This window comes from Rheinheimera texasensis, assembly GCF_964031785.1.
Taxonomy (GTDB): domain Bacteria; phylum Pseudomonadota; class Gammaproteobacteria; order Enterobacterales; family Alteromonadaceae; genus Pararheinheimera; species Pararheinheimera texasensis_A.
Genome location: NZ_CAXIRE010000024.1, coordinates 401,837 through 417,179, shown reverse-complemented (window position 1 = coordinate 417,179; position 15,343 = coordinate 401,837). Strand labels below are relative to the sequence as shown.

At 51.3% G+C, this 15,343-nt stretch carries 11 protein-coding genes; 2 read left to right on the top strand and 9 right to left on the bottom strand.

Annotation, left to right across the window (positions count from 1 at the left end; translation table 11 throughout):
* Positions 1-29: 29 nt before the first annotated feature.
* Entirely contained in the window at positions 30-1,559 is a 1,530-nt protein-coding gene (locus ABNT34_RS20430; RefSeq protein WP_348734749.1) for a carboxypeptidase, read from the bottom strand.
* Between the two features lie 247 nt (positions 1,560-1,806).
* Here ABNT34_RS20430 and ABNT34_RS20425 point away from each other — a divergent pair, with 247 nt between their 5' ends.
* A complete protein-coding gene (locus ABNT34_RS20425) occupies positions 1,807-3,870 on the top strand; it encodes an ATP-binding protein (protein ID WP_348734748.1) in 2,064 nt (687 codons plus the stop codon).
* Positions 3,871-3,944: 74 nt separating this feature from the next.
* Here ABNT34_RS20425 and sucD read toward each other — a convergent pair whose 3' ends face one another.
* The 8 genes from sucD to sdhC all read right to left on the bottom strand — a co-directional run bounded on the left by sucD (position 3,945) and on the right by sdhC (position 13,696).
* Positions 3,945-4,817 (bottom strand): succinate--CoA ligase subunit alpha, encoded by an 873-nt coding sequence (gene sucD / locus ABNT34_RS20420; RefSeq protein ID WP_031570684.1) that lies wholly within the window; start codon positions 4,815-4,817, stop codon positions 3,945-3,947.
* On the bottom strand, positions 4,817-5,983 hold the full coding sequence (gene sucC / locus ABNT34_RS20415; RefSeq protein WP_348734747.1) for an ADP-forming succinate--CoA ligase subunit beta: 1,167 nt from the start codon (positions 5,981-5,983) through the stop codon (positions 4,817-4,819). Before sucC ends, sucD begins: the two co-directional genes overlap by 1 nt.
* A 125-nt stretch (positions 5,984-6,108) precedes the next feature.
* A complete protein-coding gene (gene odhB / locus ABNT34_RS20410) occupies positions 6,109-7,296 on the bottom strand; it encodes a 2-oxoglutarate dehydrogenase complex dihydrolipoyllysine-residue succinyltransferase (RefSeq protein WP_348734746.1) in 1,188 nt (395 codons plus the stop codon).
* Between the two features lie 118 nt (positions 7,297-7,414).
* Positions 7,415-10,219: a 2-oxoglutarate dehydrogenase E1 component gene (locus ABNT34_RS20405; protein WP_348734745.1), complete on the bottom strand. Its 2,805-nt coding sequence runs from the start codon at positions 10,217-10,219 to the stop codon at positions 7,415-7,417.
* A 214-nt stretch (positions 10,220-10,433) separates the two neighbouring features.
* On the bottom strand, positions 10,434-11,153 hold the full coding sequence (locus tag ABNT34_RS20400; RefSeq protein WP_031570693.1) for a succinate dehydrogenase iron-sulfur subunit: 720 nt from the start codon (positions 11,151-11,153) through the stop codon (positions 10,434-10,436).
* Positions 11,154-11,165: 12 nt separating this feature from the next.
* Positions 11,166-12,938 carry a succinate dehydrogenase flavoprotein subunit gene (sdhA, locus tag ABNT34_RS20395; RefSeq protein WP_348734744.1) on the bottom strand — a complete coding sequence of 591 codons (1,773 nt, stop codon included), beginning with the start codon at positions 12,936-12,938 and terminating at the stop codon, positions 11,166-11,168.
* Positions 12,939-13,286, bottom strand: a complete 348-nt coding sequence (gene sdhD, locus ABNT34_RS20390) for a succinate dehydrogenase, hydrophobic membrane anchor protein (RefSeq protein WP_348734743.1) — start codon at positions 13,284-13,286, stop codon at positions 12,939-12,941.
* Positions 13,277-13,696 carry a succinate dehydrogenase, cytochrome b556 subunit gene (gene sdhC, locus ABNT34_RS20385; protein WP_084164489.1) on the bottom strand — a complete coding sequence of 140 codons (420 nt, stop codon included), beginning with the start codon at positions 13,694-13,696 and terminating at the stop codon, positions 13,277-13,279. The genes sdhD and sdhC overlap by 10 nt, the downstream gene beginning before the upstream one ends.
* 326 nt (positions 13,697-14,022) lie before the next feature.
* Between sdhC and ABNT34_RS20380 the strand changes: the two genes are divergently transcribed.
* A complete protein-coding gene (locus ABNT34_RS20380; protein ID WP_348734742.1) occupies positions 14,023-15,312 on the top strand; it encodes a citrate synthase in 1,290 nt (429 codons plus the stop codon).
* Positions 15,313-15,343: the final 31 nt, after the last annotated feature.

The window sequence follows — 15,343 nt, the reverse complement described above, 5'->3', positions numbered from 1 at the left end:
CGGTTTGGTGTTCTCGCTTAGTATTCCGCTTAGTATTTCGCCGCCTGACCTTCTTTTGGCAGCGCTGCTTTGATGAATTCACGCAGGTCGTCATTCGACTGTTTTAAATCTTCGTAGCGCAGATACATCATATGGCCGCTGCGATAGCCTTTAAAACTTAAGCGCGATTTCATTTTGCCGCTGGGGTCCAACTGCCACATGCTGTATTTAGCATCAAAGTAGTTCGTTGCGCCGTCATAATAACCCGACTGGATCATCACGTTCAGGTACGGGTTTTGAGCCATGGCCTGACGCAGGTTTTCACCGGTCTGGTCGCCATCGCGGTTCCATGGATGCACCGGGCCAAACATGTTGTATTTGATGTCGGTTTTGTAATTCAAGCTGGTGCGCAGGTAATGATTAATTGCCGGCGTGAATGAATGTAACCAGGAGGTCAGTTCGGCATTGTAATCCGGCTCAGCGCCAGCTTCTTTACGGTCAATGCCGAGATAACGCGAATCCAGCCGGCCCACAGTCTGGCCGCGGTCGCGTAATAACTCTTTCCAGAAATAGTCGGTTGGGATATCCAGATTATTGGCAAGCACCGCCTGTAAGGATAAACCTGAGAATTTCGCCACTTGCTCGGCGATTTGCTGGCGGTCGGCCACTTCAACAAAAGAACCTTTCGCCAAATGCGGCAAGTAGCTGTTCAGCGTAAATTGTTCGGACTGTGCCAGCACGTCCATCAGGTCCAGTTGCTGCAGTTCAGGCGATAATTTCTTGTGATACCAGGCAGTTGCGGTGTAATACGGCAGGCGGTTCGCCACATCGACCGGGCCTTCGCGTTTGATACCCAGTTCAGTGGGTGACACCAGGACCACACCGTTTAAATACATCCACTCTTTGTTTTGCAGCGCGAGCGCGAGGCCAGACACCCGCGTGGTGCCATAGCTTTCGCCAATCAAAAACTTCGGTGACGGCCAGCGCTGATGCCGGCTGACAAAAGTCTCAATCCACGACGACAGGTAATTCACATCTTCGTTAACGCCAAAGAACATTTTTTGCTGGGCGTCACGCGACGGCATTTTGCCATCTTTGCCTGGTAACACCCGTGAATACGCAGTATTGACCGGGTTTACAAACACGATGTCAGCGGTATCCAGCACCGAATATGGGTTGTCTTTGGTGCCGTATGGCTGCAGCGGATAACCTTCGCTGTCGACATTCAGCGCGCGTGGCCCGGTGTAGGCAATTTGCATCCAGACCGATGCTGATCCGGGGCCGCCGTTAAAGGAAATCAACAAAGGCCGCTTGGATTTATCTTTAACATCAGAGCGTTCGTAATAGGTATAAAACAAAGTCGCAGTCGGATTGCCCTCTTCGTCCCACACCGGCTGAGTACCAGTTTCAGCGGTATAAGGGAAGCTGACATTGTTCACTTCAGCCTGATGTTTAGTGACGACCACAGAATCGACATCAATCTGGCGATTATGGCTGGCTGGTGCCGGCTCAGCGGCCTGCACCGTTAACATCGGCATACTCAGCAATAAGGCTGACAGCAAAAAAACTTTATTTTTCATTGGAAGACTCTTGGTTAGATAAAGAAAACAGCTAATTCTGATTAAACAGCGGGAGCGCCAAAGAAATATAGTCAGACTGAGACCAATAACCAAAATACAGGTTAAGTGCGGATCTGCTCCCGTGCAATAACGCCTCCTTGCTGATTTTCCGCTATGTTTTGTTTTAAGAATCCCGGATCTCCCAGGCACAGGGAGAGCTCACGCGCCGCAACCGGAATGCTTTTTGCGCAGTCACCTGGCAATAACGATGAATATCAGCCTACAGTCCCGCTACTTATACTATCTGCTTTGCCTGTGCTGGCCCTTTGCTACTTGGTGCCAGGAAGCTTCGTCATGGCAAGATGCGACACAATGGCAGGCTCAGCTCGAGCAAATTCAACTGCAAAGTAAATCAGCGCCACGCGACGCGAATCTGAAAATTGACCAATGGCTGACCCAAGTTCCTATTGGTGATCTGGCACTGCGCGAGCAACTGATCAACATCAAAGCCTTTAACCTGGTGATCTTGTCTGAACATACGGCCGCCGAACAGCTGCTGCACAACTGGCTACAGGAAGTACAGGCACAACACCCACAGCGCACCACCCGAGCCCTGGAGATCAGCGGTTATATTGCAATGCGCCGGGGTGACCATGCCACCGCCAGTAAGCTATTACGCAAAGCGCTGGAACAGGCCACTTACTTTCAGCAGCATGAGCGCCAAATTACCACCCGGATTTATACCGCAATGCAGGCCATGTATACCGGCCAGTTTGACGTCGCAACAGCATTGTTGCTGCAGGCAAAAGCATTAAACGACAAATACAAATTTACCTACTTGCATGTCAATATTCATAACAATCTCAGTGCCTTATATATCGACGTCGGCCAATATCAGCAAGCATTGACCTTGTTGAATCAGGCACTGACTGACCCGGCATTTTTACCGGCAGATTTGTTGTATGTGCGGATGAATCTGGCCAGCGCTTATTTGGGGTTACAGCAATATGACCAGGCCTTACCCTATGCCCTTGAGGCGCTGGCGGGTTATCAGCAACGCAACGATCCGTTTTATTTAAGTCAGGTTTATCTGATGTTGACGCAGATAGCCCGGCACCAACAAAAACCGGCTGTAGCACAACAGTATTTACAGCCTGCTCTGGCACTGGCGCACAAACACCATTTAAACGAGCAGCTGTCCGATGGCTATTTGTTACAAAGCGAGTTGCAACAGCAAGCCGCGCAGTTTGCTCCTGCACTGAAATCGTTGCAGTTACACCTGCAATATTACAAGGCCTATCACAATGAAGCCGCACAGGATCAAGCCCTGGCATTGCGCAGTCAGATCGATAGTCTGCAACATGAGCAGGATATCTCCGCGTTGAAACAACAAGTTGAACTGAACGCATTAAAAACGACGCATCAGACCCGCATCAGCTGGATGATTGCAATCGCGACCAGTACGCTGATTTTACTGCTGCTGATGCTGATACAGCTGCAACGTCGCAAACGTGCTGAAACGGAGCGTTTTTCCTCAGAGCTTGCCAGTTCCTATCAGCAGCTGCAGCATACCCAGCAGGAACTGGTGACGTCAGAAAAAATGGCCGCCATCGCCGGTATGGTGGCGGGCCTGGCGCATGAGCTCAATACCCCGCTCGGCATTCTGACCACCGCCGTGAGCCTGGCCCAGGAAAAAACCGCTGAGTTTCAGGCCAAACTGCAACAAGGCCTGACCCGGCAGGACTTGCAGCAATATCTGGCAACCAGCAGCGAAGTCACAGCGCTGGCCGCTAATAACATCGAACGCTGTGCGGCACTGGTGCAAAACTTTAAGCAGTTGGCAGTCGGTCGCAGTGATGTGCTCACCGACTTTAATTTGCAGCTGTTGATCACCGACATCAGCACCCTGCTCGGCTCCAAACTGCAGCAACAACGAATCCAGCTGAACTATGCCGACACCGAACTGATGCTGCATGCCGATGTACAACATTTTCAGTTATTGCTGATTGAACTGCTGAATAATGCCTTATTGCATGCCTTTGGCGGCCGGGATAGCGGCTGCATTGAACTCCGTATTCACTTGGGTGAAACTCATTTTGAGCTGCTTTATCAGGACGATGGCGTCGGTTTTGCCCAAGGTTCACCGGATAAAGTGTTTGAGCCCTTTTTCACCACCAGCCGCAGTAGTGGCCACACCGGGCTGGGGCTTAATCTGGTGTACAACCTGGTGACTGTCGCTTTATCGGGTGAGATTAAGGCGTTACCGGTAAGCCAAGGCTTTACTTTATGTTGCCGGCTGCCAAACCGCTGGCTGGCCACACCGTCGCGGTAAGTACCAAACCCGGCACAGACATAAAAAAACCCGTCACAAGGACGGGTTTTTTAACACTGAAAACAAACCAGCTATTACCAGCCAGTCAGTTCACGCAGTGCTTTACCGATGTCGGCCAGTGAACGCACAGTTTTCACGCCTGCATCTTCCAACGCGCGGAATTTGTCGTCAGCTGTACCTTTACCACCAGAGATGATGGCGCCGGCGTGGCCCATGCGCTTACCAGCTGGTGCAGTTACACCGGCGATGTAAGACACAACTGGCTTAGTCACGTGAGCTTTGATATAGGCAGCCGCTTCTTCTTCAGCAGTACCACCGATCTCACCGATCATGATGATCGCTTCAGTCTGTGGATCTTCCTGGAATAATTTCAGGATGTCGATGAAGTTAGAACCTGGGATTGGGTCACCACCGATACCAACACAAGTAGACTGACCAAAACCTTCGTCTGTGGTTTGTTTCACAGCTTCATAAGTCAGTGTACCTGAACGCGATACGATACCAACTTTACCTGGCTTGTGGATGTGGCCTGGCATGATACCGATTTTGCATTCACCTGGCGTGATCACGCCCGGGCAGTTAGGGCCGATCATGCGAACGCCTTTACGATCAACGTATTCTTTGGCGAACAGCATATCGATAGTCGGGATACCTTCAGTGATACAAACGATCAGTTCCAGACCTGCATCAGCCGCTTCGATGATAGCGTCTTTACAGAACGGAGCCGGAACGTAAATCACAGTCGCAGTAGCGCCAGTCGCAGCCACAGCTTCTTTCACTGTGTTAAACACTGGTAAACCAATGTGCGTCGTGCCGCCTTTACCTGGGCTTACACCACCAACCATTTTAGTGCCGTATTCCAGCGCCTGAGTTGAGTGGAAAGTACCTTGGCTACCGGTGAAACCCTGGCAGATGACCTTAGTGTCTTTGTTGATGATAATAGACATTATTTGCCCTCCGCGGCTTTCACAACAGCTTTAGCAGCTTCTGACAATGAAGTTGCAGCGATGATGTTCAGGCCAGAACTTTGCAGTTTCTCAGCGCCTAATTCAGCGTTGTTACCTTCTAAACGCACTACTACTGGTACGCTTACGCCAACTTCTTCAACGGCACCAATGATACCTTCAGCGATCATGTCGCAACGAACGATACCACCGAAGATGTTGACGAATACTGCTTTAACAGCAGAGTCAGACAGGATGATTTTGAATGCTTCGGTTACGCGCTCTTTGGTCGCGCCACCGCCAACGTCCAGGAAGTTTGCTGGCTGGCCACCGCTTAATTTCACGATGTCCATAGTACCCATAGCTAAACCGGCACCGTTGACCATACAACCGATGTTACCTTCTAAAGCAACATAGTTCAGTTCCCACTGAGCAGCACGGGCTTCACGCTCGTCTTCTTGTGATGGGTCATGGAAAGCGCGCAGTTTTGGCTGGCGGTACAGTGCATTGCTGTCAGCAACCAGTTTGGCATCTAAACAGTGCAGGTTGCCTGCAGTGGTGATAACCAGCGGGTTCACTTCGATCAGCGCAATGTCCAGATCCACGAACATCTTGGCCAGGCCTAAGTAGATGTTAGTGAACTGTTTGATTTGCGTGGCGTTTAAGCCCAGCTTGAAGCCGATTTCACGCGCCTGGAATGGCTGAGCGCCAACCAGCGGGTCAATCGCCATCTTGATGATTTTTTCTGGTGTTTCTTCCGCAACTTTCTCGATGTCCACACCACCTTCTGTAGAGGCCATGAACACGATACGACGGCTTGAACGGTCAACAACAGCACCTAAATACAGTTCTTTTTCGATATCTGTACAGGTTTCAACCAGGATCTTGCTGACAGGCTGACCTTTTTCGTCAGTCTGATAGGTCACCAGGTTCTTGCCCAGCCAGTTTTGGGCAAAGTTACGGATCTCTTCTTTAGAAGTAACTAATTTCACACCGCCCGCTTTACCGCGACCACCAGCGTGAACCTGAGCTTTCACTACCCACTTGTTACCACCAATACGATCCGCTGCTTCTGCGGCGGCTTGTGGAGTTTCTTCCGCATAGCCTTCAGATACAGGTAAACCGTATTCGCGAAACAGCTGTTTTGCCTGATACTCGTGCAAATTCATGGCTTATTTCCGTTTTTCTTTAGTTTGTGACCGGGACAACCGGCCTGACCCATTGAGCGAAGTGTGTCACTTGCCCAGATGATTTAGAGGTAGCGACCAAACAGCCGCCACCTCCGGTTTCTTGCTTAGATGTCCAACAGAATACGCGTTGGATCTTCTAACAACTCTTTCACTGTGACCAGGAAGCCCACAGATTCTTTACCATCGATGATGCGGTGGTCATAAGACAGCGCCAGGTACATCATTGGCAGAATTTCCATCTTGCCGTCCACAACCATCACGCGGTCCTGGATCTTGTGCATACCCAGAATGGCAGATTGTGGTGGGTTGATAATTGGCGTCGACATCAGAGAACCAAACACACCACCGTTGGTGATGGTGAAGTTACCGCCAGTCAGGTCGTCGATTGACAGCTTGCCGTCACGGCCTTTCAGCGCTAAATCTTTAATCGCTTTTTCGATTTCGGCCAGGTTCATCTTGTCACAGTCACGCAGCACTGGAGTGACCAGACCACGCGGCGTCGACACCGCAATGCTGACGTCGAAGTAGTTGTGATAAACGATATCATCGCCGTCAATAGCAGCATTGACTTCAGGGAAACGCTTCAGCGCTTCAGTCACCGCTTTAACATAGAACGACATGAAACCTAAACGGATGCCGTGTTTCTTCTCAAACACGTCAGCATATTGCTTACGCAGGTCCATGATTGGTTTCATGTTGACTTCGTTGAACGTCGTCAGCATGGCGGTAGAGTTTTTCGCTTCCAGCAGGCGGTTGGCGATGGTTTTACGCAGACGCGTCATCGGCACGCGTTTCTGTGAACGGTCACCTGAAACCACTGGTGCAGCAGCGACTGGAGCTGCTGCCGCTTTGGCAGGAGCAGCTGGTGCGCCGGCCAGGAATTTTTCCACGTCTTCTTTGGTGACACGGCCGTTTTTACCAGAACCCTGGATTTTGGCAGCATCTAAGCCTTTTTCTGCGATCAGGCGGCGCACTGACGGGGTCAGTACGTCGTCACCGGCATCAGCGGCCGGGGCTGCAGCTGGTGCTGCGGCGGCAGCAGGCGCTGCGGCAGCTGTTGCACCGGCGTTCAGGTGACCAATAACTTGCTCAGCCAGTACAGTTGCACCTTCAGCATGCACGATTTCGCCCATCACGCCGTCAGCTTGCGCCACGACTTCTAACACTACTTTGTCAGTTTCGATATCGACCAATACCTGATCACGGCTGACGGCTTCACCTGTTTTTACATGCCAGGTGGCGATTGTTGCATCTGCAACTGATTCTGGAAGTACCGGGACTTTAATTTCCACTTTGTCACCTTTTTACAGATTGGTTTATGTCTGTCTTATCTTGGAAAACCAAAGTCAGCGCAGAAACCTGCGCTGACCCGAAAAAAACTACCCGCAACCGAAGCTGCGGGTGATGTGTTTATGCCAGCGTTAACGCTGCGTTGACCAAAGCCTGTTGCTGCTTGTTGTGCACTGACAGGTAGCCGACTGCCGGAGACGATGACGCCTCACGACCGGCATAAGTCAGCTTGGCACCGGCCGGGATTGCCGCCCAGAAGTTATGCTGACTGCAATACCAGGCGCCCTGATTCTGTGGTTCTTCCTGACACCAGACAAAATCTTTCACGTGCTGATACTGCGCAAGGGCTGCGGCCATTTCGTCCTGCGGGAACGGATACAGCTGCTCCACCCGCACGATGGCAATAGATTTAATGTCGCGTTTACGGCGCTCTTCCAGCAGGTCGTAATAAACCTTGCCGCTACAGAACACCACACGGCTGACGTCGGCCGGGTTCAGCGCGTCCACTTCGCCAATCACGTTCTGGAATTGGCCAGAAGCCAGCTCTTCCAGCGTTGAAGTCGCCAGCGGATGACGCAGTAAAGACTTCGGCGACATCACGATTAAAGGACGGCGCATTGGACGCACCATCTGACGACGGATCATCGCATACACCTGCGCCGGCGTCGTTGGGACCACCACTTGCATATTGTGGTCAGCACACAGCTGAAGGAAACGCTCCAGACGGGCTGAAGAGTGTTCCGGGCCCTGGCCTTCGTAGCCATGTGGCAATAACAGCGTCAGACCGCAGAGACGACCCCACTTCTGTTCGCCTGAACTTAAGAACTGGTCGATGACGACCTGGGCGCCGTTGGCGAAGTCACCAAACTGGCCTTCCCAAATCACTAAAGCGCGAGGTTCTGTGGTGGCATAACCATATTCAAACGCCAGCACCGCTTCTTCTGATAAAGCAGAGTCATACACCTGGAATGGGCCTTGGCTCGGGCTCATGTTTTCCAGCGGGGTATAAGTTGAAGCGTCGTTTTGGTTGTGCAATACGGCATGACGATGGAAGAAAGTACCGCGGCCAGAATCCTGACCGACGATGCGGATACGTGAACCGTTACCGACCACAGAAGCGTACGCCAGAATTTCAGCGAAGCCCCAGTCGATTTTCTTCTCGCCTTTGAGCATCAGCGCACGGTCTTCGTAGACCTTACCAACCTGACGTTGCAATGCGTGTTCAGCCGGCACTTTGATCGCTTGTTCGCCCATCGCCACTAAATCGGCAACGGACATCGATGCATCGTAAGCCGTGGTCCAGTCGTGGCCAATATATGGTGTCCAGTCGACGGCAACTTCGGTCATTTGGCGCCACTCATCAACCACACACTCGCCTTTATCCAGCGCGTTGCGGTAACCGTCAATCAAAGCCTGCACTTCTTCAGCACTGAACTGACCGGCTTTAATCAGCTTGTCGGCATACAACTCACGTGGCGTCGGGTGTTTTTTGATTTTCTGGTACATCAGCGGCTGGGTCGCATTCGGCTCGTCCGCTTCGTTGTGACCGTTACGACGGTAACACACCAGGTCAATCACCACGTCACGTTTAAAGGTGTTGCGGTAATCCACTGCCAGTTGCGCCACGAAAACCACAGCTTCAGGGTCATCGCCATTGACGTGGAAAATCGGCGCCTGCACCATTTTCGCGATGTCAGTACAGTATTCGGTTGACCGGGTATCTTCCGGGTTCGACGTGGTAAAACCAACCTGGTTGTTAATCACCAGACGGATAGAACCACCAACCTTAAAGGCACGGGTCTGAGAGATATTAAAGGTTTCAGCCACGACACCCTGACCAGCAAACGCCGAGTCACCGTGAATAGTAATTGGCAGCGCCAGCGAGCCGTCGGTACAACCACGACGGTCCAGACGGGCGCGCACTGAGCCCATCACCACCGGGTTGACGATTTCAAGATGCGACGGGTTAAAAGCCAGCGCTAAGTGGACGTTACCACCTTGAGTCGCAAAGTCTGACGAGAAACCCATATGGTATTTCACGTCACCGGCACCAACGACTTCATATTTACCGGCAAATTCATCAAACAGCTTGCTTGGGTTTTTGCCTAACACGTTGACCAGTGTATTCAAACGACCACGGTGGGCCATGCCAATCACGCAGTCTTTGGCGCCTTGTTCACCGGCTCGGTGGATCATCGCTTTGAGCATTGGCACCATAGCGTCGCCGCCTTCCAGGCCAAAACGTTTGGCGCCGGGGAATTTGGCGGATAAATAACGCTCAAGACCATCGGCTGCAACCAGACCTTTTAAAATCTGTGCTTTGGTGGCTTTGTCATAATTCGGGGTAGAACGCACTGCTTCGAGGCGTTGCTGGATCCAGCGTTTTTCGTCAGTCGACACAATGTGCATATATTCAGCACCGATAGAACCACAATAAGTGGTTTCCAGCGCCTGCACTAAATCACCGAGTTTCATTTTGTCGCTGCCGGCAACAAAAGAGCCGACATTAAACTCAGTATCAAAATCTGCCTGACTTAAATCATGGAAGGATAATTCGAGATCACGAACCCGTGGACGCTTCCACAGTTCGAGCGGGTCAAGCTTGGCATGCTGATGACCGCGGAAACGGTACGCATTGATCAGTTGCAGTACTTTGACCTGACGGCTGTCGCCGCTGCCTTGCACGGCAACCACTTCACGATGTTTATTTTTGGCGAGTTCGGCAAACTGTTGGCGGATATCCGAGTGACGGGATTCCAGTTCGACACCCTCAACACGGGGTAACTTCGCGAAAAACTCACGCCATTCATCACCAACGCTGGTTGGTTCAGCTAAGTAGGATTCATAGAGCTCATCAACGTAGGCCATGTTGCCACCGCCAAGATGAGAAGACTCTAACCACGCCTTCATTACACCTTCGTGCATTTACGTTCCCTTATCTCGAAGCACCTGGAAAAAGTAGCAAAAAAATAATCAGGTTACAGGCTTTATGACTATTTTTTCCTGGGCACAGCCAGTCGCCAAAGCGGGCTGTATTTTATACTCACAGAAACAGCCCGCAAGCGGGCTGTTGGTATATTTTCTGCTTTTCCGCTGATTTGCTGAAAAATACAGCAAATGCCGGATAACAGACGGGCGCTTACAGCGCCCGGTTTAACAGCATAGACTTGATCTGGCCGATGGCTTTGGTCGGATTCAGGCCTTTTGGACATACGTTGACACAGTTCATGATACCGTGGCAGCGGAATACGCTGAATGCATCGTCCAGGTCGTTCAGACGTTGCTCGGTCGCCGTATCGCGGCTGTCTGCCAGGAAACGGTATGCGTGCAGCAAACCAGCCGGGCCGATGAACTTGTCAGGGTTCCACCAGAACGATGGGCATGACGTTGAACAACAAGCACACAGAATACACTCGTACAGACCGTCCAGCTTTTCGCGTTGTTCCGGCGACTGCAGGTATTCACCGGCAGGCGGCAGATCGTCGTTAATCAGGTACGGCTTCACTTTTTCGTACTGGGTGTAGAACTGTGACATGTCAACGACTAAGTCACGCACCACCGGCAAACCCGGTAAAGGACGGATCACCAGCTTGCCACCTTTGCCTTTGCCTAAGGCAGACAATGGCGTGATACAAGCCAGACCATTTTTACCATTCATATTCAGACCGTCTGAACCACATACACCTTCACGGCAGCTGCGACGGAAAGATAAGGTTGGGTCTTGCTCTTTTAATTTCAACAGCGCGTCCAACACCATCATGTCGCGGCCTTCCGGATTGTCCAGAACATAGTCCTGCATCCGTGGCGCGGTATCGACGTCCGGGTTGTAGCGGTAGATAGAGAATTCTAACTTCTTCATTCTGTATCCCTCTTAGTAAGTACGGGCTTTAGGAGGGAAAGCCGGACGGAATTTAGTTTCCATATTCACTTTCCGCTTAAACATAGACTCAGTCTCCGGCGAGTAGACGCTGTGGCATAACCAGTTTTCGTCATCACGGTCCGGGAAGTCAAAGCGAGCGTGGGCGCCACGGCTCTCGGTTCTGTAGTTGGCAGCAACTGCAGTCGAGAATGCGGTTTCCATCAGGTTGTCCAGTTCCAGACATTCGATACGTTGAGTGTTGAACTCAGCGCTCTTGTCGTCCAGACGGGCATACTTCAGCCGCTCACGGATCACTTTTAACTGTTCTAAGCCTTCAGCCATCGCCGCACCTTCACGGAATACCGAGAAGTTCAGCTGCATGCATTGCTGCAGGTCTTTTTTGATTTGCACTGGGTCTTCACCCTGACCTGGTTTCGAGCTTTCCCACCGGTTAAAACGGGATAACGATGCTTCCAGATCAGAATCAGACGCCTGACGATATTCAGCAGTTGCAGCCAGGGCTTCGCCCAGATGCAGGCCGGTTGCGCGGCCGAATACGACTAAGTCTAACAATGAGTTACCGCCTAAGCGGTTCGCGCCGTGTACAGACACACAAGCGATTTCACCACAGGCAAATAAGCCTGGGATCACTTCGGCACTGCCGTCAGCAGTTGGGCGTAACGCCTGACCGTGGACGTTAGTTGGTACGCCACCCATCATATAGTGACAGGTTGGAATCACCGGAATTGGTTCTTTCACCGGATCAACGTGCGCGAAGGTGCGCGACAGTTCACAGATGCCTGGTAAGCGGCTTTCCAGCACTTCTTCACCGAGGTGATCCAGTTTCAGCTTGATGTGTGGGCCCCATGGACCATCACAGCCACGGCCTTCACGGATTTCCGTCATCATTGAACGGGCAACGACGTCACGGCCGGCTAAGTCTTTGGCGTTTGGTGCATAACGTTCCATGAAACGTTCACCGTCTTTGTTCAGCAGGTAACCGCCTTCACCACGACAGCCTTCTGTGACCAGTACACCGGCACCGGCAATACCGGTTGGGTGGAACTGCCACATTTCCATATCTTGCATTGGCACACCGGCGCGCAGCGCCATACCAACACCGTCACCAGTGTTGATGTGCGCGTTGGTGGTTGATGCGAAAATACGACCGGCACCACCAGTGGCTAACACCACAGCGCGGGATTTAAAGTACACCACTTCACCGCTTTCGATATCGATGGCAGTACAACCCACCACAGCACCGTCCTGGTTTTTCACCAGATCCAGCGCATACCACTCAGAGAAAACTTGCGTTTTGTTTTTGACGTTTTGCTGATACAGCAGGTGCAATAAGGCGTGACCGGTACGGTCTGCTGCAGCTGCAGTACGGGCGGCCTGTTCGCCACCGAAATTCTTCGACTGACCACCAAAAGGACGCTGATAAACACGGCCATTCTCAAAACGTGAGAATGGTAAACCCATGTTTTCCAGCTCAGTAATGGCTTCCGGGCCGGTTTTACACATATATTCGATAGCGTCCTGGTCACCGATATAGTCGGAGCCTTTGACGGTATCAAACATGTGCCATTCCCAGTTGTCCGGGTGTGAGTTCCCCAACGCTACTGTGATACCGCCCTGGGCAGATACAGTGTGCGAACGGGTTGGGAACACTTTGGATAATAAAGCACAGGTCAGGCCTGATTCAGTGATTTGCAGAGCGGCGCGCATACCGGCACCACCAGCGCCGATCACCACGGCATCAAATTCGCGAACTGGAATATTCAATTAAGCACCCCACAGAACAAACAGGCCAACAGCCACATAACCAAATGCCAGCGTGGTCAGAAAGAATTGCAGAATGGCACGCAGACGGGCTGATTTCACATAGTCCGTTAACACCTGCCACAAACCAATTTTGGTGTGAACTGCGATACAGACCAGCGCCAATAAGGTAAAGGCTTTGACTAACAGATTAGAAAACAATGCTTTCCAGACATCGTAAGTCACTTCAGGCGTGCAGAGGAAAAAGCCAAGAATAAAAAACGTATATAACGTCAGGATAATCGCGGTCGCGCGCAGAGACACATAATCCTGCACACCGTCGCGTTTTAAAGATGCTTGATTCAGAACCATAACCAGACTCCAGCTAATACTGCAACAACCAGCCACAGGCCGATGGCCGCTTTGGCACTGGCGTTGCCAGACTCTAATTCTTCCCAGTGACCCATATCCATGATCAGGTGACGGATACCGCCAATGATATGGTAAGACAACACTGTCAGCGTGCCCCAGGCGATGAATTTAGCGATGAATGAGGTCATCACTTCTTTCACAGTGGCAAAACCTTCAGGTGAAGATAAAGAAACGGCCCAGGCCCAAATCACAAACACCAGTGCGAAGAACATGGCAACGCCGGTGACACGATGCAGGATGGAGGCTTTCGCCGTAGGAGGCATGGATATAGTGGTTAGATCGAGATTTACAGGTCTTTGCTTTTTCACAGTTTCTTGCCCATGAACGCCCTTTGCGGGCTTTGTTGTCATTATCGTTGCTGCATAAACAGTCAACACCCAACGGATATACTGGCCTTCACCCTAAGTGGTTCAGCCTTTTATTTTTCTATCTATCGGTGAACTGATTTCGAACCCGCGACAGTATATATTTCACAACCCCGGATTACAATTTATGTTTAATTTCGTTGGATAATTTCTGCAGCACCCACAGTAACGGTTCGCACAACGAACACAATACGACTAGAGTCGAATACTTATTAACCGCCATCGCATTAAAATTGACTTTGGTGCCCTGATTACGGGTAGAATAAGAATTCGCAGCAGATTTAAATCAATAACAACACAGGAGAAATCCAATGGCCGATAAAAAAGCTGTCGTGCACATCGAAGGTCTGGCGCCGTTTGAGTTGCCTATCTACGCCGGCACTGCGGGAACTGATGTGATCGACGTGCGTGCTTTGGGTCAACAAGGTTATTTCACATTTGACCCCGGCTTTATGTCCACAGGCTCTTGTGAATCAAAAATTACTTATATCGACGGCGACAACGGCGTGTTGCTGCACCGCGGCTACCCGATTGAGCAACTGGCCGTTGAATCTGACTACTTAGAAACCTGTTATCTGTTACTCGAAGGTGAATTACCTTCTGCTGAACAGTACAAAAATTTCCGTCACGTCATCACCCGCCACACGATGGTGCATGAAAAACTGGCGTCGTTCTTCCAGGGCTTCCGCGTTGACGCGCACCCGATGGCGATGCTGTGTGGTGTGGTTGGCGCCATGTCGTCGTTCTATCACTCAGATTTAAACGTCAACGACCCGGAGCAGCGTAAACGCTCTGCCCACCGTTTGATCGCCAAGCTGCCAACGATTGCAGCCATGGCTTATAAATACACCATCGGTCAGCCGTTCGTATATCCACGTAACGAACTGAGCTACGCCGAAAACTTCCTGCACATGATGTTCTCTGTGCCGGCAGAAGAATACAAAGTCAGCCCAATCGTCGCCAAAGCCATGGACCGCATCTTTATGCTGCACGCGGACCACGAGCAAAACGCTTCGACTTCTACAGTGCGTCTGGCCGGCTCTTCAGGTGCAAACCCTTATGCCTGTATCGCGGCCGGTATTGCCTCATTGTGGGGCCCGGCACACGGTGGCGCCAACGAAGCTTGTCTGGTGATGCTGCAGGAAATCGGTTCAGTCGCGCGTATTCCTGAATTCGTCGCGCGCGCCAAAGACAAAAATGACTCTTTCCGCCTGATGGGCTTTGGTCACCGCGTCTATAAAAACTTCGACCCACGCGCCAAAGTGATGCGTGAGACGTGCCATGAAGTATTAAAAGAGCTGAATATCAAAGATCCACTGCTGGATGTGGCGATGGAGCTGGAGCGTATCGCGCTGTCAGACCCGTACTTCATCGAGAAGAAACTGTATCCAAACGTCGATTTCTACTCAGGCATTATCTTGAAAGCCATTGGCATTCCAACCAGCATGTTCACGGTGATTTTCGCCATGTCACGCACAGTTGGCTGGATTTCACACTGGGACGAAATGCTGTCCGACAAAGGCCACAAAATTGGTCGTCCGCGTCAGCTGTACACCGGCTACACCCAACGTGACTATGTGAAAAAAGCGCTGCGCTCTTAATACAGCCGAGCTTGTTCACAGGAAAAAAGCG